The sequence below is a fragment of the Rhodopirellula europaea 6C genome, assembly GCF_000338295.1.
In the GTDB taxonomy this organism is placed as follows: domain Bacteria; phylum Planctomycetota; class Planctomycetia; order Pirellulales; family Pirellulaceae; genus Rhodopirellula; species Rhodopirellula europaea.
In genome coordinates, this window is sequence record NZ_ANMO01000054.1 from 1 (window position 1) to 18,876 (window position 18,876).

Below are 18,876 nucleotides of genomic sequence, written 5' to 3' on the forward strand. Positions count from 1 at the left end.
TTACGCGCTGGATTCAATGCTGAGCCTCCCCTCGCTTCGCTCGACCTCCCAAGGGAGGATGATGATAAAACGCGTGGCAATACAACAACTTCAAAACTGCACGACCTCCTTCGTCGAGCGAGTTTCGCAAGACGACACAAACACAGCTCTCAAAAACTGCACAACCTATGATGGCTGGAGTAGAACACTTCAGGGCCAATCATTCGTAGATTTAGGAAATCCAGCCGCAGTGCGTTCGCACCGGTTTCTACGACGCAACCGGGCTCAAGGACCATCGGCCAACTGGCGGTGGTTTGAAAAAGCGATTTGCCCCGGGGCACGACGGCCCACTCACACTTTTCGCGGCGTGACGAGTTATGATTTCGTTTCTCTCAACGAATCATCCCACCTTGTTCGCGAATGCCCTACCCATGAACATCTCCTGGAAGTTTGCTCTGACGCTTGCCGTTTTCACTGCCACCTGGATGCCACTTTCCACACCCGCCCATTCTGCGGAACCCGAAACACTGCGCCTTTGGACCGACGAAGAACTCGGATCCACCGCAGCGGATGACACCGAAGTTTTGCACGATCGAGGCGAACGAAATGCCTGGGTCACGGACATCTTGCGTCCGACATTGACGGTCTACCACGCTGACCCAGCCAAGCATTCAGGAACGTCGATCGTGATTTGTCCCGGCGGCGGTTATGGCGGGCTGGCAATCGACAAAGAAGGCCACGTGGTGGCAGAATGGTTCGCCGAACAAGGCGTGACGGCTGGCGTTTTGAAGTACCGATGTGGCGGTGGTGCTCACAAGCATCCGATCCCAATGGGCGATGCTCGCCAAGCGGTGAAGTTGATGCGAGATCATGCTGACGAGTGGAAATTGAAAACGGACCAAGTCGGCATCATGGGTTTCTCCGCAGGTGGTCACTTGGCATCGACCATCGCAACGGACCCGCAAACCGGCGTCAACTTTGCTGCGTTGATCTACCCGGTGATCTCGTTGGATAAAGCGGTCACGCACGGCGGATCGAAGAAGAACCTGTTGGGTGAATCGCCCAGTGACGAATTGGTGCACCAAATGTCGCGAGACGAACAAGTCTCGTCATCAACATGCCCGACTTTCTTGGTTCACGCAGGCGATGACAAGGCTGTTCCAGTCGAAAACAGCTTGCGTTACTACTCGGCTTGCATCGAGCACGGCGTCCCAGCCGAAATGCATCTCTTCCCCACCGGCGGCCACGGCTTTGGCATGTTCCGCGGCGACCGCCCCGTCGACCAATGGCCCAACCAACTCAAAGGTTGGCTGCAATTGAACGAGCTGTTGGACTGATCGCAACGCATCGCTGATGAAGTATCACCTGATCCGGGCTATGACCCGATCGCGGGAACCAATTCGGCAACCACGATCGGCGACACCGGCGGTTGCTGTCTTCGGGTCGGGACATCAGGGATGAACGGAAGCGTTACATTCACTGCGGCAATCACCAGGTACCTGGGTTTATCGCCTGCCATCACACTGGTTGGATGCCTGCCTCGGAAGTTCAAATCGAAGACCCCGTCGTCACGGGTCTCTGTCGGGTAGTGGCGTATCGCGAGCAGACTGTGTTGTTCATCGTCTTCAGCGTATCCAACAAAAATGAAGTCTCACTGTCTCGGTCATGTTGCAACCTCACCGAGTTCTCAGCGTCGAGCAGTTTCGATCGTTCAATTGACTTCACACCTGATGGATGGACCACATAGAGCTCGTAGGCAACAGGAAAGCCGCCAGCATTGCGTTGCGTCAGGTTGACCAAAAAACTCCTTCATCATTCATGAGATAAACGTAGTCACGCAGGTAGTGGCTCTGCGGCATTTGGGACAGCAATTCAGCCTGTGCTGCTGGACTTGCCTGACCTTCGGGGTTGGACAGTGCACACTTGAAAAAAGCCACCTTCAAGAGCGTGGTCTTTGGATCAAGGTCAGAGAGGACGATGATCGATTTCTTGTCAACCGCCGCGCGAATCTGCAGGATCTCTCCAGGAACCTGAATGGACTCCCACTTTCTCTTCAGATTGATATGTCGTCGGCGATCCAGAGGCGACATGTCTATCAGAGTCGCCGCGTCGATGATTCGGACGGCCGAACCCGACTTGGATTGGTCTGAAAGAAAAACCACCTTGTGGTCACCGATCCAAGTTAACCCAAACAATTGTGGCAAGTCACTAGTACTGGTCACTGTGCTTTTGGTGTTCGATTCCCAAAGGATCTCAGTGGTTTCGCAGTGAGCGACGAAGAACACGGATTTGTTATCTTTGAATCGGCGAACAGAAATGCCGATGAACTTTCCGTCAGGAGAGAACTCGGCGTAGCATCGTCGCAACCTCAAGCCGGTGGCGAGCGGAATGACATTCAACGCGCTCGAGCCATCAAACTGACCAAAGACCAAATGGACTTCTTCGTCTTGACCACTGACAACCGCACACCACTGCTGTTCATCGTTTGACAGGGCGATGTGACGGATCGGTGCAAGGCCTCGGCAGACTTCGGTCCTCATTCCGGTTTCCAGGTTCAACCGTTCGATGCTCTCGTCGTAATAGCCGAGCAAGCAAGTCGCGGAATGTTCGCAACCGGTGATGGCGGTGAGCGGGCTCGCCTTCGCATCAAATGACTGAATATTGGCAATGATTTTCTCCGGCTCATCCGCAACGGCCGGACAACAAACCAACACGGCCTGCACCATCAAAAATCCCATCGACGTCGCTCGAATCATTGTGCACTCACCTGGTTTGGAGTACTGAACACGAAGACTCTGTCCAATCCGAAAAGCAGAGCCACAAGGATAAGGCATGCCACGATTTCAAACCAACACTTGTTCTTCGCTCGTTGCTAAATGGTTCAGTCAATCAACAGCCTGATAGGCATTGTCTATGAATTTCGATCTTTAACTGCCCTGCAGAAACTTCGCGAGTGTTGATCACTCTTCAGCGAAGGTGATGATGGGGAAGATTTCGGGGATGTGGGAGTCCCAGACTCCGTGTTTGCCGAGGGCCCAGCCTCCGGAGTCGGTGGCGGGTTCGGGGGCCTTGGTCTTGTTGAATCGGAAGAGGTCGATTCGCCACTCATCGCCGACCTTGGGTGGCAGCGATCGATCGTCGCCCTTGGCGAGCCACTTCATCTCCTTCCAAGGAAACGCCAACTCGACCGTCCATCCTTGATCGACGTCGGAATCGTCATTCAAGGTCCCGTTGATGTGAACGGCGGATTTGAAATTGGGAAAGTCGTACCCAAGAAACGCGATGCGTTTGCCGCGTGGATGGTTCGTGAACCCAACGCCATCGAACTCCTGTTGATTTGGAGCGCCTTTGGCGAGTTGTGGGTCGGATGCATACCCGCCTTTCTCGTACGCTTCTTGCCATACAAAGAAGCCTTCGTAGACGGTTCCATAGGAATTGATTTCGAACTCGTAGTAGGCATCCTTTCCAGCGATGAAGACTTCGATGTCGTTGTCGTAGTAAATCGGATCGTCACGGTCTTTGTACTCCGCGTCGACATTGGGTTCTTCCAACCAGAATCCGATGTAAAGAAACTCGTCATCCCACAGGATGGATGAGCGGGTGTCGTAGCGAGTGGGTTGTCCGCTGACCAAGTCGACAAAGGAGGTGGTCTTGCGGGCTTGCTGCCAAGCTTCCTCGTCCAAGCGACCATCGATCGTCAGCTGAGTGTCGATCTTCGCTGCGGTGTATCGAGGTAAATCCTTGGCAGGGACCAACGATTGAGGGAAAGGCTTTGGCATCTCCACTTCGACAGAACTCGGGAACGCGAGCTCGGAATCAGATCGGTCGTCGAGGGTTGTCGCGAGTGTTTTTAGAGTTCGCGTGACCTGGCCTTCGAACAGTGTTTGACCTCCGCTGGTGATCTGGATCGGTTGGTCCAAGTCGATGAATCGGTCATCCAAGAAGACGTTGATCTTGTTCACGTCTGAGGAGATCAAGTCAATCGTTTGACCGTCGACGGCTGCGATGATAGTCGCACCGGCTTTGGCCGACGACTCTTCCACGCCCAACCAATAGAAATGCGAGTGAGTCACATCGTCTTGGACCCACACAATCTTGGACGGGGTCATGTTTCGAGTGTGCTCGGCCATCCAAGGGAGCGCGACCGCATCTTCGCGATCCATCCAGTGCCCTTTGTTCGGGTAGATCTTCACGAAGTGTTCGTATCCCTCCGGATCAGCTTCATGCAGTTTGGCCAGCTTCGTTTGCCAATCCGCAGCGATTTGGTTGCGTTTGTAGGCCGCGTCTTTGCCTCCCATTTGCAACGCGAAGGGAACGTTGCGGAGACCCAGTGCCGACGTTTCGTTGGGGTGCCCCGCCATCATCGCGGCGGCTGCCCAGCGGTCGGACAGACGAGGTGCCAGTTGATACACGCCGTCACCGCCAGCGGAATAACCCATCACGTAAACGCGATTTGGATTGACGTTTTCAAACGCGACCATGTTTTCAATCAAACGCACGAACATCGGATCGATGTGCTTTTGATGCCATAAGTTCCATGTGTCAGTCGGTGCACGCGGAGCCACGTAGACACCTTCTTCGGGTTGATACAAACGTTTCTGGTTTTCCCACTGACGATCGTTGACCGCTTTCGGGGCACCACCACCGCCGTGCATAGAGATGTAGAGACTGCGACCTTCTTCGGGTGCTTCGCCAAAGACGCGATAGTCAAATGGCATCTTGTGATCGCCGTGGACCAACACCCGAGCCTTCATCTCCTCGGCACGAGTTTTGAGAAGAGTTTGCTTTTGATGCTCCGCAAGGATCTTTCTGGCTTGGACAACATCGTCCGCGGTCAACGCGACATCGCTGAACGATTGATCGCGAATTGTCTTGAGATCCGCTGCCGGTTGGGACTGGAGGTAATCGCGGAGAGCTTTGATCGCGGTATTGGAATCATTCACCTGTGATTCGGAGGCCGCATCGACGGCAACAAGATGGTGCTCATGAAGCTGCTCGTCCGCATCGGTGGTGATGGTATCACGAATGACCTGATCGCCTTCGCCAATCAAGACGGAGTACTTGTGTTGTTGTTTCAGTTCCACACGAAGATGATCGTTGGCATCGAATCCCTCGTCCTTGGTTTGACCTTCAAAGACAACTTCGTCGCCATCCAGGACGCGCAGTCGGCAACTGGCTCGGTTCCCATCCGCACCATGCACCACGAACAACGACTCGGTCATGCCGGGCGGCAATGACTTTTGAAGGGCGACGTAGCGGTCGGTCACGTTCACAGCCGGAATGCTACGAAGCTTTCGATTCCAAACGCATGGGAACGAGAGCGGGGTCTGTTTGAAACTAGTCGCATAGATCGCGTGGGCTTTTGACGAACGGTCAGCTTTGGTTGCATTGGCGACGAACCAACCACGATCCAGTTCGTTCCCGGTTGGCTCAGCAGCACCCGTGAAATGCCAGCCATCGTCCCAGACTTCCACCCACGAGTGATTTCCTGATTGATTGAACCACAGGGGCGTGCCCACGAACCGAGCGGGGATCCCAACAGATCGACAAGCATCAATCAGCAACACCGACAAACCCGTGCACGACGCCAACCCGGTTTCCATTGATTCCAGTGGGCTTTGATCCGCCTTCACTCGCCGGGTGGAATATTTGACGCCGACGTTTTGGAATAGTTTTTGATTGATCAAAGCGGCCGCTTCGCTCGGTGAGCTCGCTCCTTCCATCATCGGCAGGCATCGTTTTCGAAAATCGGCTCGCCACTCGTCACGTCGCTCATTGATGCTCGCGTACGGCAGAACATGATTGAGAAAGATGTCCTTGGGAATCTCCTTTGCCCACGGTGCATCGGTCCAAGCTTGATAGGCCAGTCGAGTGTTCTCCAACAGGTAGTCAGCCGAAAGCGTTTGCAGATCACTCTCTGGCATATTCGCGATCAGAAACTCGATTCCTTCCCGTTGATCCGCTGCTGCATCTGCCATCGCTCGTTCCAGTTCCGCACGGTTGTCTCCCGCCAAAGCCAGTCGCTCGGTGTCGAACTCCGCCGATGCGAGCCCGGACAGGCCGAGGAGAAGCGTCGGAAGGATCAAGGCAACAAACGGCTGTCTCATGAGATGGACTCAGCGTTCAAGTGTCAGGCAGTGGCATGGAACAGGCATCCGATCGCAGCAGTGGTCACTGCTCCCGATTCAAACGCCCAGTCAAGTCAACAGTATGACTGGCCCAAGCGTGCGCAACCACTGATGAAAGGTCCTCGCCGAATGGAATGACTCCGCCAGCAAAAATTCTCTACGGAGTCGTCTTTTGTTGTCGACTTCATCGCCCGAGACCCTGTGTTAAGGGTGTTGGTTCGTCCATGTTTTGCGTTGCTGCAGTAATCAGTGGCGTTCGCCAAACTTGGAATGTCAATTGTTGGTTTGACAGACCGTGGCCTCGCAGAGAACCCGCAACCCGCGATGTAACAATGACCAATCATCCGGCTTCGTAGAGCCATGCAACCGAAGCAATCTCAACTCCGATTGCGCCGGTGAAACAGTCCGACGATGGGCCAGGCATTTGGTGCAAACTGCGATATCACAACCCGAGTGGCTTAATCAAAGATCGGAGTGCTCGCTTCAGCTAAGGAAAGACGATTCGAAGCGAAGTGAGAGCCAGTCCATTTCGAAGAAGGCCTCAGGGAACCGAGCCCTGAGGCTGCTCCATTCCTGAGGTCAAAGGGCGACCGTTACGGTTTTGCTTTCCAAGTAAGCCTTCAGGCCTTCGGTGCCTAGTTCGCGGCCTTGGCCACTCATCTTGAATCCGCCGAATGGGGCGGCGGCGTCGAAGACGTCGTAGCAGTTGACCCACACGGTTCCCGCGCGAACGTTGGCGGCGAAGTGATGGGCTTTCTTGATGTCTTGCGTCCACACGGCAGCCGCCAATCCAAACATCGTGTCGTTGGCTCGTTTCAAAATGTCATCGCTGTCTTTGAACGACAGCACGCTCATCACGGGGCCGAAGATCTCATCGCGAGCGATCGCCATGTCGTCTTGAACTTCGGTGAACACGGTCGGCTCAATGAAGTAACCACGGTCACCAGAACGCTTGCCACCACTGACGCAGGACGCGCCTTGCTGGTTGCCTTTGTCAATGTAGCTCATGATCTTGTCGAATTGAGCTTGGTCGATTTGGGGACCTTGTTCGGTCGCTTGATCGAACGGGTTGCCGACGACGCGTTTGTTCGTCAAGTCGGTCAGCTTTTCGACGAAGGCTTCGTGAATTGATTCTTGGACGAACACGCGACTGCCGGCACAGCAACATTGGCCTTGGTTCAGATACAGACCCACGAAGCTGCCTTGCACGGCGGCGTCCAAGTCCGCGTCGCTGAAGATCACATTGGGACTTTTGCCGCCCAGTTCAAACGTCAGCCGTTTCAACGATTGGGCGGAGTTTTTCATGATCAACTGAGCCGTTCGGTGTTCTCCCGTGAACGCGATTTTGTCGACGCCGGGATGGTCGACCAAGGCTCCACCGGCGGTCGGGCCAAAGCCCGGAACGACATTGATGACGCCATCGGGGAAGCCGACGTCTTTGGCGAGCTGGGCCATTCGCAGGCAGGTCAGCGGTGTTTGTTCAGCGGGCTTCATCACGATCGTGCAGCCGGTGGCGAGAGCCGGTCCCCACTTCCAGGCGACCATCAGCATGGGAAAATTCCACGGGATGATCTGTCCAACCACACCGACCGGTTCTTTCCGGGTGTAGCACAGATAGTTGCCACGAATGGGAACCGTTTCGCCTTGGATCTTGTCCGCGTAGCCGGCGTAGTAGCGCAGGGCATCAATCACCAGGGGCAAATCCGCGTGCCGTGATTCGCGAAGGGGTTTGCCGTTGTCGAGTGTTTCGAGTTGAGCCAGCTCATCGATCTCGTTCTCGATTGCATCGGCCAACTTCATCATCAGCCGTCCGCGATCGCGAGCGTCCATCGTCCGCCAGGGACCCGACTCAAACGCTTTGCGAGCCGCTTTCACTGCAGCGTCGATGTCTTCCTTGTCACCTTCGGCGACTTGAACGATCTCTTCTTCGGTCGCGGGGTTGATCGTGGCGAAGGTTTTTCCGCTGGCTGAATCCCGCCACTGGCCGTCGATGAACAACTGGGTGTGACGGACTTTCGGGGGTGCGATTTCTGGAAGGGTTGTCGACATCAGAGATCCTCGTCAGCTGCGATTGGGATGGGAATCAAGCCTTCAGCTTAAGGCTTCGAAGGCGAGGATGCCAACAAATGCGATCGCGAAGATTGAGTGATCAGCCCACGATTACCGAAGACGAACCGGACGCTATCGCGTTCCGGCTGATCTGCTAGGGCTGTGATCGACGGGTTTGGAAGCCCATCGTACGAGAAGGCCAACACAAACGATCACGTGCTTGCTCAGCACTCGGGATCGGGCGTGGTGGTCAGAGGATGTCCATTGATTTGGTTGATCAACATCCGCAATCGACCGAGACCACGACGGTTGAAGTGGAACACCAACCTTGGGAAGTCGGCCAGCTCGGGCTCGCCGGCTTCTTCTGGCAATGGACCAGTTTGTTCGAACGTGCCATCTTTCAGAATGTCAGCGAAGTTGGTCCGGATAGATTCCAACGCTTCCTCAGAAAGCTTTTGCTTCATCCGCAACACCAACTGGTGACCGACGTAACGTTGGGAGTGATACACGTCGTAGAACGTGAGCAGTTCTTCGACGGCTTCATCGACCGAATTTGTGATCTTGTAGAGGGCCACGTCTTCGGGACTGATCATGCCGTTGCACATCAGTTGCTTGTCGATGAATTTGCCGAGGTCCTTCCAGTAACTGCCGCCGGGATGATCGAGGAAGATCAACGGCATCATGGTTTGCTTGCCAGTTTGCAACAGCGTCAGCACTTCGAGGCCTTCGTCGAGCGTCCCGAAACCTCCGGGCAAGCAGACGATGCCGCTGCACTCTTTGAGGAACATCAACTTGCGAGTGAAGAAGTACTTCAACGTGACCAGCTTGGGATCGTTCTCGATGTATTCGTTCGCGCCTTGTTCGAACGGCAGCATGATGTTCAGGCCCATCGATGCATCGCGTCCAGCACCTTTGTGACCGGCTTCCATGATGCCGCCGCCGGCACCGGTGATCACCATCCAACCGTGAGCGGCCATGCGGCGACCCAGGTCCACAGCGGCTTGATAATCGGGGCGATCGGGAGCCGTCCTGGCCGATCCAAAAATGGTGACTTTGCGTCGCCGACGATAAGGCCGGAAGACTTTGAACGCGTACCGCAGTTCCCGGATCGTTCGGGAAAGGATCTTCACGTCACCGCGAGCCGTGTTGTCCTTTTCCAATCGCTCGATCGTGTGCCGCATGACTTGGTACAAGTCCTGCGACTGATTGTCGGAGATCGGATCGTCGATCGGTTGCGGCCGTTGCAATTCATCTTCGCCAATGGCTTCGGCTGGCAAATTTTCGTTTTCGTCGGTCATGAAAAGTTCCGGAGGAGATGACAAGCAAGTTGCGGTAGGCAGACAAGTTACCACGAATCAGGTGTTCACCGGAACGCGATTTGTGGAGGCCCAAGGTGAGGTTTTGATGAACCGTCGGCTTGGTGAATTCGATTCGTTTTGCTCCATTATCCGCATGACAAAAACACTGCACTTTGACTGTTTATCGGGAATCAGCGGCGACATGACCTTGGGCGCCCTGATTGATTTAGGCGTGTCGGTCGACCAGATCCAACAGGGGCTGCAATCGCTGAACCTGCCGGATTTGAAGCTGCGGACCGAGGAAGTGAAAAAGTGCGGTTTCCGTGCCGTGCAGATTCACATCGATCATCCGTCGGAAAAGGCTCACCGGCATCTGCACCACATCGATGCGATGATCGACGAAGCCAGCGAGATCAACGAATCCGCCAAGGCTCTCGCGAAAAAGATCTTTCTGTGCGTGGGCGAAGCGGAAGCCAAGGTCCATGGTTGCTCGCTTCGGAAAGTTCACTTCCACGAGGTCGGCGCGATCGATTCCATCGCGGATATCGTCGGCGTTGCGATCGCGATCGATGCGTTGGACATTGAACACGCGACGTCATCGACCATTCCGACCGGAACCGGGGCAATCATGATTGATCATGGCCGGGTTGCTGTGCCCGCGCCTGCCACCGCGGAAATTTTGACGGGTGTGCCGTTGATGGCGTGCGACATCGAATCCGAACTGACCACGCCTACCGGGGCCGCGATCATCAAGACGCTGGCTCGATCGTTTGGACCGCCTCCGGCGATGACTCCGTTGCGAGTGGGCTATGGATCGGGAACACGTGATTTGGAAGGCCAGGCCAATGTGTTGCGGGTGACGCTGGGTGAGCTGACCGAAGCGAGTTCTTCCCAAGGTCAGATCGAAACCGATCGAGTCACCTTGCTGGAAAGCAACATCGACGATGCAACGGCGGAGCAGTTGGCCAATGTCAGCGAGCTGTTGATGAACGCGGGAGCACTCGATGTTTGGCAGACTCCCATCGTGATGAAAAAGGGACGTTTGGCGACAACCGTTTCGGTGCTGTGCGACGCCAGCCGAATCGGTGCGTTGCAAACGTTGCTCTTCACCCAAACCAGCACGATCGGAATTCGTCGAACGGAGATGAATCGTTCCAAGCTGGCTCGCGAAAGTCAGATCGTGGAAACGCCGGACGGACCTGCGACGGGCAAGACGGTGCGTTTGCCTGACGGCACGCTGCGTTTCTCATTGGAAAACGACGAGGTCAAACGGTTGTCTGGTGCGACCGGAAAACCAGCTGATCAGATCCGTGTCGAGGCTCAGGCTGCGTTTGCAGAATTGTTAGCGGTAGGGCGCGAGCCCTCCGGTGTTACTTGAGATTCAACCTCGCAGATCGTAGGCCACGGTTCCACCTGGCGAGCGCGAGCACGACTCACATTGCCAACGGGTTGGAAGTGTCAGCACGCCTCGCTTCTTTCGAAGCATCGGCTGGGTTGCCAGGTGAAAACCTGGCCTACTTGCTGACCGAGATGGGAGAATCGCAAATTTTTCGCGCCCCTGCTAGCGGGTGATCTGGCCTGGGGGAGCATGAACGCAAAAACAATTTCACTCGGCTGTCTGGGTTTGCTGTGCGTCGGTCTGTTGTTGGTGACGTTCCCGATTGGGCTTCGGCAGTACCGGGTTCGGGCTCAGTTGCAGGCCATTGCATCGAACGGTGACCCGATTTCGCTTTCGGAATTGGGTGATCCAACTACCGTTTCCGTTTGGCCAATGGCGGACAAAGTGGATGCGCGAAGTGAAATTCTGGATGTGACCGAACCGTCAGAACGCCTCTACAAGAAACTGCAGCCCTATCTGATTTCCAATGCTGCCGCTGATCATCACCAACCATTGTCGACCCAAAACGAGGCGTTGTTTGAAGACGCTTTTCAAAAGCACCCACAGGTCTTGCCCGCTTTGCGCGACGCGTCGCATTGCCAGCGCTATGCGTGGCCATCGCCGCTGACGCCGTCCGGTGTGATGCCGCCCGATCAATACATGCAAGTCTTGCTGAAAGAAGTCAGCCGATTGCGAATGGTTGGCCGGTTGATGCTTTGTGGTTCACGGTTCTTGGCAGCCAAAGGCAAGGTCGATGAGTCCGCGATGCTGTGCGTCGATTTAATGCGTTTGACAGGATTGCAAGAGACGGGACCGACAATCGTTGTTTATCAAACCAACGTTGCGATCCGGCAGTCCGCTATTGATCAACTCAACGCGATCTTGCAGGCGGAACCGCTGGATCCCGGCACGCACGCGGCAATCGAACAAGCGTTGGCGGAGCATGAATCGAGCGACGCATTCTTGCATGCTCTTAAAACCGAACGGGCGTACGGGATCGCATCATTCGAATCCATGGGCATGATCCGGTCCATCTCAGGAGGACTTCAGGACTATCTGTCGGCGATGAAGACACAGATTGACTTGGGTAAGACGCCAACATGTGACTTGCCGGCAACCCGTGGACCACCTCTGGGTGCTCTGAGCCAAATTGCGATGACGGCGGTGGATGCTTGCCGTGCATCGTTTGAACGAGACCGTATTCGATGTCGTTGCTTGAGAATTCTCAACGCGATTCGAATGCACGAATTGACCGGAGAGGAGTTGACGCATGACCAATTGGATTTGCCGGTCATCGCAACACAAGATCCGTATTCCGGAGATCCGTTGAAGATCGAGAAGACTTCCGGCGAGGGATGGCGGATTCATTCCGTGGGGCCAAATCCGTTCAAAAATGCAGCGAATCAGCGGAATTCGGAGGATCTGGGGCTCTCCCCGTGAGGCGGTGATGGCGGTTTGAGTCCGGTGTTAAACTATCGCCCTCAATCTCGTCTTCACTCCTCTCACCAACGATGCTCCACGGATGAACGCACCCGCCGCCACGAAATTGCCAACCCGCGACGAAGTCGCCGCCAGCGATTGCTGGGACCTGTCCAGCCTGTACGAATCCCAGGAGGGTTGGCAGGCCGATTTCGACACGCTGACGTCGAAAATCGACACCTTCGAAACCTACCGAGGACGCTTGGGCGAATCGGCCCAAGTCATCCGTGAATTCTTGGATTTCGATGGTGAGTTCGACCGGATGGCAGAACGTTGTGGCACGTACGCGTTTCTGCGAACAACCGAGAATCAATCCGACAGCGACCACCAAGCCCGCAAGTCGCGGTTTCAAAACTTGGCTGTGAAGGCGTCGCAAGCCAGCAGCTTTGTTCGACCCGAGTTGCTGAGCATCGAACCGGAAAAGATGGAATCGTTTTTGAACGATCCGGTTCTGGAACCCTACAAGTTGTTGCTTGAGCGAATCGTTCGGTATCGACCGCACACGTTGACCGATCGCGAAGAACGTTTGCTGGCGATGCAAGGCGAGATGGCTGGCGCGGCGGGCAATGCATTTCGACAACTCAACGACGCTGACCTGCGGTTCGGTGAGCTGGAAAACGAAGACGGACAACGGATGGAGTTGTCGCACGCAACGTTCATTCAGTTCCTGCACAGCACCGATCGCGACGTTCGTAAGAAGGCGTTTGATCAGTACTACCAAGTCTTCTCGGAACACGAGAACACGCTTGCCGCGACGTTGGCCGGCAGCATCCACCGGGATGTGTACTACGCTCGAGCCCGCAACTACGAGAGCAGCTTGGAATCGTCGTTGTTCCCCGACAACATGCCCGTGTCGGTCTATGACAACTTGATCCAAGCGGTGCGAGATTCATTGCCAGCGGTTCACGAATACTTGGACGTGCGTCGTCGCAAGATGAACTTGCCCGACATGCATCACTACGACACCTACGTTCCGATTCTGTCGGGAATCAAGAAGCATCACACGTGGGATCAAGCCGTCAACGTGGTGCTGGAATCGTTGCAACCGCTCGGTGACGAGTACGTGTCGACGTTGGAAGAAGGGCTGCGTGGACGTTGGTCTGATCGCTATCCCAACCGAGGCAAACAAAGCGGCGCGTTCAGTTGCGGGTCGTTCGATGGCGACCCGTTCATCTTGATGAACTTCAAAGAGGAAGTGCTCAACGATGTGTTCACGCTGACGCACGAAGCCGGCCACTCAATGCACAGTTGGTACTCGTCGAAGAACCAACCTTATCAGTACTACGACTACACGATCTTTGTGGCGGAAGTGGCCAGCACGTTCAACGAACAATTGCTAACGCATCACTTGCTCGAGAACGCCCAAGACGATGCCGAGCGAGCCTATTTGATCAACAACGAACTCGACAGCATCCGCGCCACCGTGGTCCGCCAAACGATGTTCGCGGAGTTCGAAAAGAAAACGCATGAGATGGCGGAAGCCGGCGAGCCGTTGACGGTCGCGTCATTCCGCGCGGTGTATCGCGAATTGCTCGACGCTTACTTCGGTCCCGATTTCATTGTCGATGATGCGTTGGAACTGGAATGTTTCCGCATCCCTCACTTCTACCGTGCGTTCTACGTTTATAAGTACGCCACCGGACTCAGTGCCGCCGTGGCTCTCAGTCGTCGCGTGCTCGGCGGTGGCGAATCGGAACTGAACGATTACCTGAACTTCTTGCGTGGTGGTTGCAGCCAAGACCCATTGGATCTGCTTCGCGGCGCCGGTGTCGACATGACTCAGCCCGAAGCGGTGAAGACGACCTTGGATCACTTCGCCAGTCTTTCCAAGCAACTCGACGAACTGCTGTGACCGACGCCACCCATCGTCTGGAACTGACCGGAATTCGCAAACACTTTGGATCGACCAAGGCGCTCGACGGCGTGGACTTGGTCGTTGGTCCGGGGGAAGTGCACGCGATCATCGGCGAAAACGGGGCTGGCAAGAGCACGTTGATGAAGGTCTTGTCCGGCGCTCATCGCCCGGACGCCGGTCGGATTCGTATCGATGGGAAAGAAGTCGATCTGAGCAACCCGCGATCCTCCCAGGCCGCGGGCATCGCGATGATTTATCAGGAGCTGAACTTGGCTCCCGATTTGTCGGTCGCGGACAACATCACCTTGGGTGACGAACCGTCTCGATGGGGCGGACGCGGCGGTGGTTGGCTGGATCGTGGCCGTCAACACGCGATCGCCAAGGAAGCTTTGAAGCGGTTGCACTGCGAGGACATTGAACCCGCACAACCCGTTCGTGAATTGTCGATCGCTCAGCAGCAAATGGTCGAGATCGCTCGCGCGGTTGTGGCCGGCCGCAAGCTGAAACTGTTGATCTTGGACGAACCTACCAGCAGCCTGACCCAGGTCGACACCGAGAACCTGTTCGCGGTGATCGAGCGACTGACATCCGAAGGCGTCAGCGTTCTGTACATCAGCCACTTTCTGGAAGAGTGTCAGTCGGTCGGTGATCGCTTCACCGTCCTACGAGATGGCGTGACAGCGGGCTCAGGCAGCTTGACTGAAAACGATCCGGATTGGATGCCGATGGATTCCATCGTGCAGATGATGGTCGGTCGTGAGATCTCGCAACTCTATCCCGACCTCGACCATGTTCGTGGCGAACCCGTGTTGCAACTCGAAGATGTTCGCGGGTCACGTTTGCCTACCGATGTTTCATTGACGCTGCACCGAGGCGAGATCTTGGGGCTCGCCGGATTGATCGGCGCGGGACGGACGGAAACCATTCGAGCCCTGTTTGGGCTGGATCGATTGGCGTCTGGCAAAATCGTCGTGATGGGTCGCGAAGATGCGCGGCGGGATCCGCAGAAGAGTTGGATTCGAGACGCGATGGGTTTGGTGTCCGAGGATCGCAAGAACGAAGGGTTGTTCTTGGAACGCAGTCTGACCGAGAACTTGACGCTGACTCGTACGGAACCTTACCGACGTGGGCCGTTCCTTCGCCGATCTGAAATGAAGAAGGCGACCGAGCACTGGATGAAAGAATTGGCGGTTCGGGCGAGCGATCCCGATCAGGCGATTGGTGAGTTATCCGGTGGCAACCAGCAGAAAATCGCCTTGGCTCGTTTGCTGCATCACGATTGCGAGATCCTGTTGCTCGATGAGCCCACTCGGGGCATCGACATCGGCAGCAAACGCACGATCTATCAAACGATTGGTGAGTTGGCGGCGCAAGGCAAAGCGATCTTGTTGATCAGCAGTTACTTGCCCGAGTTGCTCGGCGTCTGCGATTCGATCGGCGTGATTCACCAAGGCCGCCTGACCGGCATCCGCCCAGCAAGCGAATGGACCGAACATAGTCTGCTGACCGAAGCGCTCGGCGCTGCGGCAACAACCTGACCAAGTCATGGGTCTTTTGGTGCGAACCCGTCGGTGAACATGGTGATCCAATCTCGAGATCCGTGTATCACAGCAGCGACTTCGATGCCTCCGGATATTGGATAGAAGAAAATGACGTAGTCGCTAGCGGGACGAGGAGGCGAGAACACTCGGATGCCGGGCAACAGGTCTTCGCGAAGTGTTCCGATTTGAGGATGGCTGGCTAACGCCTGAAACGTATTGTGCAACGCTTCCAAAATCGCAACTGCGTTGCTTGCGTCGCACGCAATTTCATCGAGATTCGCATTCGCGGAGTGCGAAAGTAGATAGCGACTCACATCTGCGACCGAGAAGATGCTTTCGCTTTCAACTCATCAAATCGTGCGGCCAGTGTTTTGTCGTCGTATTCAACCAGTTCACCTTCGTCGAGCTGACGACGGCTCTCTTTCAAATGAGCCACCAACTCGTTGCGTTTGCGAAGCAGTGCAACGCCTGCATCAATCGCCTCTTCGCGAGAGGTGTAGACACCGCCTGCGACTTGGTCGTCGATATAGGCTTGGTTCTCAGGAGATAGATTCGGGCTCATTTTGGGGTGCTCCGAGTTGGATTTGAACAGTCATCATTCTACCAAGCCGTCATTGATCAGTCGAAGAAAGAAGTTTGATGATCGTTTTTGTGGCTTCCTTCGTCGTGTTTCACTGGCTGGGCCATAGCGATCGCGGATTCGCTGCTCGAACACTCACGCGACAGATTGTCAGTCGTTTTGAGGTGTGTCGAAGATGCGGTCGCCGGCGTCGCCGAGGCCGGGGACGATGAAGGCTTGTTCGTTCAAGCTGGGGTCGACGGCTGCCACGAACAGTTTGACGTGGGGGAAATCTTTGGCCACGCGGTCGAGTCCGGCTTGGGATGCGATGATGCTGAGCACACGGATGTCTTCGACTCCCCACCGCATCAAACGACGGACGACCATGTCGATCGATCCGCCAGTGGCCAACATTGGATCGAGTATCAAGGCGACGTTCGGTGCGCCTTTCTTAGGCAGTTTGTCGTAGTAGCCGACCGGCTCGGCAGTTTGCTCGTTGCGATACAAACCAAGGTGCCACACGGAGGCATCGGGAATCAAATCCAGCAACGGATCGACCATTCCCAGTCCCGCTCGAAGCACGGGCACGATCCCGATGTCGGCCGCCAACTCGTGACACGGTGCGTCCGCAACCGGAGTTGGAATGGTGACGGGTTGTGTCGGCAAGTCATCCGTCGCACGGACTCCGATCAACATCGCCAGCCGCGAAACGGCGGATCGAAACTCGGGCGGCCGAGTCCGTTTGTCTCGCAATTGACAAAGGTGATGCGAAACCAAAGGGTGCTGCAAAACGTGAACGTGCGACATGACTTGGGTGGCTAGGGGGCGAATGAATGAGATGGGTGCAAGAGCATGATCGAAGTCCGCCGATGATCGATAAAGTCAGTGAAGCGGAATGAGCAACGGAAAGCCTATGTGGTTGTGCAACCTATCAGGCGTTTGTTGGGCCGATGCCGTCTGCTGTGTTCCAGAAGCCGCCGCGGGCGTGATCGAAGGTGGGTTTTTGGCCGCGAATCTTTTCGCGAAAACCACCGTCGATGGACCACACGATCGAACCGTTCACGATCGTCGTGACGGGCCATCCGCGAAGAGTCTCGCCGTTCCAGGGACTCCAGCGGTTCTTCGTGTGTTGGTCTTCGTCGCGAATGGTGCGTTCGGAATTCATGCGGACTAAAACCAGGTCAGCATCGTAACCATTGGCGATGCGGCCTTTGCCCGTGATGCCCCAAACTCGCGCTGGCGCATCGCTCATCCAATGTGCGATCTGTGGCATCGTGACTTTGCCAGCGTTGCATTGATTCAGCATCAACGCGAGTGAGTTCTCAACCGCTGGCAAACCCGATGGTGACTGCGGGTAGGGTTGGGCTTTTTCTTCCAGCGTGTGAGGTGCGTGGTCGGTCGCGATGACTTGGATGACATCGTCTTGCAGTGCTTGCCAAAGTTTCGCGTTGTCCTCCGCGGTTTTGATCGATGGGTTCATTTGGATCCGTGAACCCAAGCGGTCGTAATCATCCACGTTGAAGAACAAGTGATGCGGGCAGACCTCCGCGGTCAGGTAGGGCGATGGATCCACGAGCGACACGAGTTCCGCGCCGGTGGACACGTGCAAGACATGAAAACGATGTTGATGTCGACGGGCCAACCCGGTGGCTCGCGCGGTCGAGATCACCGCGGCGGCTTCATCGCGAATGCGAGAGTGATCGTGGATGTCGGTGGTGCCCGCCAGTCGTTCCGCGTTGGCTCGCACGGTCGTTTCGTCTTCGCAGTGGGCGCAGATCGGCAGAGTCGTCTCAGCGAAGATGCGTTCCAAGGCGGCTTGTTCATCGACCAACAAATTGCCGGTGCTGCTGCCGATGAAGATCTTGATGCCGGGAACGTTTTGAGCGGCATTCAGCTCGGCCACGTTGTCTGGAGTCGCACCGATGTAGAAGCCATAGTTGACCAGTGACTTTTCGGCGGCGAGGGCTTCTTTGGCTTGGACACCTTCGATGGTGATCGCGGGTGGTTTCGTGTTGGGCATTTCCAAGAACGTGGTCACACCACCGGCAGCACAAGCGTGCGACGCGGTTGCCAAGTCTTCTTTGTGCGTCAGGCCTGGTTCGCGAAAGTGGACTTGGTCGTCGATCACGCCGGGCAGCAGAAACAGATCGTCGGCTTCGATGAGGTGATCGCACGAGGCGGTGGAAGAAGCGTCGGCGTCGAGAATCTTGCCGTCTTCGATCAGCACGTGACGAAGATCGACGGTGCCGGAAGAACTGTGGATGCCATCGCCAGGCAAAACCGCCTGCGCGTTTCGGATCAGAGTGCGTGCCATCAATGAGCTCAAGCTGAAAAGACCAACCAAACGGAGTGTCGAGTTCGGTCGATCAGTTTAACACTGATGCGTGAGGGCATCGGTACCCAATGAGTCATGAACCACGGTTCGCCGCCATTTCAGCAACGCAAGACGAACCCGTGTCAGCGGCACATGGTGGACGAAGTGATAAGCTGTTGACTGCCCGCGAATGATTCGGGAGGGAGGTGGTGCGGATTGCCCTTCCCCGGAAATCTCGCTTTCCGACCCCTCTCGACTTCGTCGGGCGTGCAGTTTTTAACTGCTGTGTTGCCAAG

General features: G+C 55.8%; 13 protein-coding genes. 5 read left to right on the plus strand and 8 right to left on the minus strand.

Annotated features, from left to right (window positions below):
* Positions 1-410 precede the first annotated feature (410 nt).
* Positions 411-1,316 (plus strand): alpha/beta hydrolase, encoded by a 906-nt coding sequence (locus RE6C_RS04755; protein ID WP_008654372.1) that lies wholly within the window; start codon positions 411-413, stop codon positions 1,314-1,316.
* 450 nt (positions 1,317-1,766) lie between these two features.
* Here RE6C_RS04755 and RE6C_RS04760 read toward each other — a convergent pair whose 3' ends face one another.
* From RE6C_RS04760 to RE6C_RS04775, 4 genes are all read right to left on the minus strand, one after another.
* Complete coding sequence (locus RE6C_RS04760; protein ID WP_236617947.1) at positions 1,767-2,813, minus strand: hypothetical protein; 1,047 nt, start codon at positions 2,811-2,813, stop codon at positions 1,767-1,769.
* A 126-nt stretch (positions 2,814-2,939) separates the two neighbouring features.
* Positions 2,940-6,086 carry a transglutaminase domain-containing protein gene (locus RE6C_RS04765; protein WP_008654378.1) on the minus strand — a complete coding sequence of 1,049 codons (3,147 nt, stop codon included), beginning with the start codon at positions 6,084-6,086 and terminating at the stop codon, positions 2,940-2,942.
* A 600-nt stretch (positions 6,087-6,686) separates the two neighbouring features.
* Positions 6,687-8,156 (minus strand): aldehyde dehydrogenase family protein, encoded by a 1,470-nt coding sequence (locus RE6C_RS04770; RefSeq protein WP_008654380.1) that lies wholly within the window; start codon positions 8,154-8,156, stop codon positions 6,687-6,689.
* 224 nt (positions 8,157-8,380) lie between these two features.
* Positions 8,381-9,454 carry an LOG family protein gene (locus RE6C_RS04775; protein WP_008654382.1) on the minus strand — a complete coding sequence of 358 codons (1,074 nt, stop codon included), beginning with the start codon at positions 9,452-9,454 and terminating at the stop codon, positions 8,381-8,383.
* A gap of 154 nt (positions 9,455-9,608) precedes the next feature.
* Between RE6C_RS04775 and larC the strand changes: the two genes are divergently transcribed.
* The 4 genes from larC (at position 9,609) to RE6C_RS04800 (ending at position 15,704) form a co-directional block, all read left to right on the plus strand.
* Entirely contained in the window at positions 9,609-10,832 is a 1,224-nt protein-coding gene (gene larC, locus RE6C_RS04780; protein WP_039961220.1) for a nickel pincer cofactor biosynthesis protein LarC, read from the plus strand.
* A gap of 210 nt (positions 10,833-11,042) precedes the next feature.
* Positions 11,043-12,272, plus strand: coding sequence for a hypothetical protein (locus RE6C_RS04790; protein ID WP_008654384.1), 1,230 nt, complete (start codon positions 11,043-11,045; stop codon positions 12,270-12,272).
* An 82-nt stretch (positions 12,273-12,354) separates the two neighbouring features.
* Complete coding sequence (gene pepF, locus RE6C_RS04795; RefSeq protein ID WP_008654385.1) at positions 12,355-14,163, plus strand: oligoendopeptidase F; 1,809 nt, start codon at positions 12,355-12,357, stop codon at positions 14,161-14,163.
* Positions 14,160-15,704, plus strand: a complete 1,545-nt coding sequence (locus RE6C_RS04800; RefSeq protein ID WP_008654387.1) for a sugar ABC transporter ATP-binding protein — start codon at positions 14,160-14,162, stop codon at positions 15,702-15,704. The genes pepF and RE6C_RS04800 overlap by 4 nt, the downstream gene beginning before the upstream one ends.
* A gap of 5 nt (positions 15,705-15,709) precedes the next feature.
* Here RE6C_RS04800 and RE6C_RS04805 read toward each other — a convergent pair whose 3' ends face one another.
* From RE6C_RS04805 to RE6C_RS04820, 4 genes are all read right to left on the minus strand, one after another.
* Positions 15,710-16,021 (minus strand): type II toxin-antitoxin system RelE/ParE family toxin, encoded by a 312-nt coding sequence (locus RE6C_RS04805; protein WP_008654388.1) that lies wholly within the window; start codon positions 16,019-16,021, stop codon positions 15,710-15,712.
* On the minus strand, positions 16,018-16,269 hold the full coding sequence (locus RE6C_RS04810; RefSeq protein ID WP_008654390.1) for a ribbon-helix-helix domain-containing protein: 252 nt from the start codon (positions 16,267-16,269) through the stop codon (positions 16,018-16,020). The genes RE6C_RS04805 and RE6C_RS04810 overlap by 4 nt, the downstream gene beginning before the upstream one ends.
* 168 nt (positions 16,270-16,437) lie before the next feature.
* Positions 16,438-17,073 carry a uracil phosphoribosyltransferase gene (gene upp, locus RE6C_RS04815; RefSeq protein ID WP_008654393.1) on the minus strand — a complete coding sequence of 212 codons (636 nt, stop codon included), beginning with the start codon at positions 17,071-17,073 and terminating at the stop codon, positions 16,438-16,440.
* 124 nt (positions 17,074-17,197) lie between these two features.
* A complete protein-coding gene (locus RE6C_RS04820; protein WP_008654395.1) occupies positions 17,198-18,580 on the minus strand; it encodes a dihydroorotase in 1,383 nt (460 codons plus the stop codon).
* Positions 18,581-18,876: the final 296 nt, after the last annotated feature.

Excerpts from the sequence above, each read along its gene's own strand:
- RE6C_RS04755 (WP_008654372.1), top strand. The coding sequence starts at position 411 with ATGAACATCTCCTGGAAGTTTGCTCTGACGCTTGCCGTTTTCACTGCC.
- RE6C_RS04760 (WP_236617947.1), bottom strand. The coding sequence starts at position 2,813 with ATGCCTTATCCTTGTGGCTCTGCTTTTCGGATTGGACAGAGTCTTCGT.
- RE6C_RS04765 (WP_008654378.1), bottom strand. The coding sequence starts at position 6,086 with ATGAGACAGCCGTTTGTTGCCTTGATCCTTCCGACGCTTCTCCTCGGC.
- RE6C_RS04770 (WP_008654380.1), bottom strand. The coding sequence starts at position 8,156 with ATGTCGACAACCCTTCCAGAAATCGCACCCCCGAAAGTCCGTCACACC.
- RE6C_RS04775 (WP_008654382.1), bottom strand. The coding sequence starts at position 9,454 with ATGACCGACGAAAACGAAAATTTGCCAGCCGAAGCCATTGGCGAAGAT.
- larC (WP_039961220.1), top strand. The coding sequence starts at position 9,609 with ATGACAAAAACACTGCACTTTGACTGTTTATCGGGAATCAGCGGCGAC.
- RE6C_RS04790 (WP_008654384.1), top strand. The coding sequence starts at position 11,043 with ATGAACGCAAAAACAATTTCACTCGGCTGTCTGGGTTTGCTGTGCGTC.
- pepF (WP_008654385.1), top strand. The coding sequence starts at position 12,355 with ATGAACGCACCCGCCGCCACGAAATTGCCAACCCGCGACGAAGTCGCC.
- RE6C_RS04810 (WP_008654390.1), bottom strand. The coding sequence starts at position 16,269 with ATGAGCCCGAATCTATCTCCTGAGAACCAAGCCTATATCGACGACCAA.
- upp (WP_008654393.1), bottom strand. The coding sequence starts at position 17,073 with ATGTCGCACGTTCACGTTTTGCAGCACCCTTTGGTTTCGCATCACCTT.
- RE6C_RS04820 (WP_008654395.1), bottom strand. The coding sequence starts at position 18,580 with ATGGCACGCACTCTGATCCGAAACGCGCAGGCGGTTTTGCCTGGCGAT.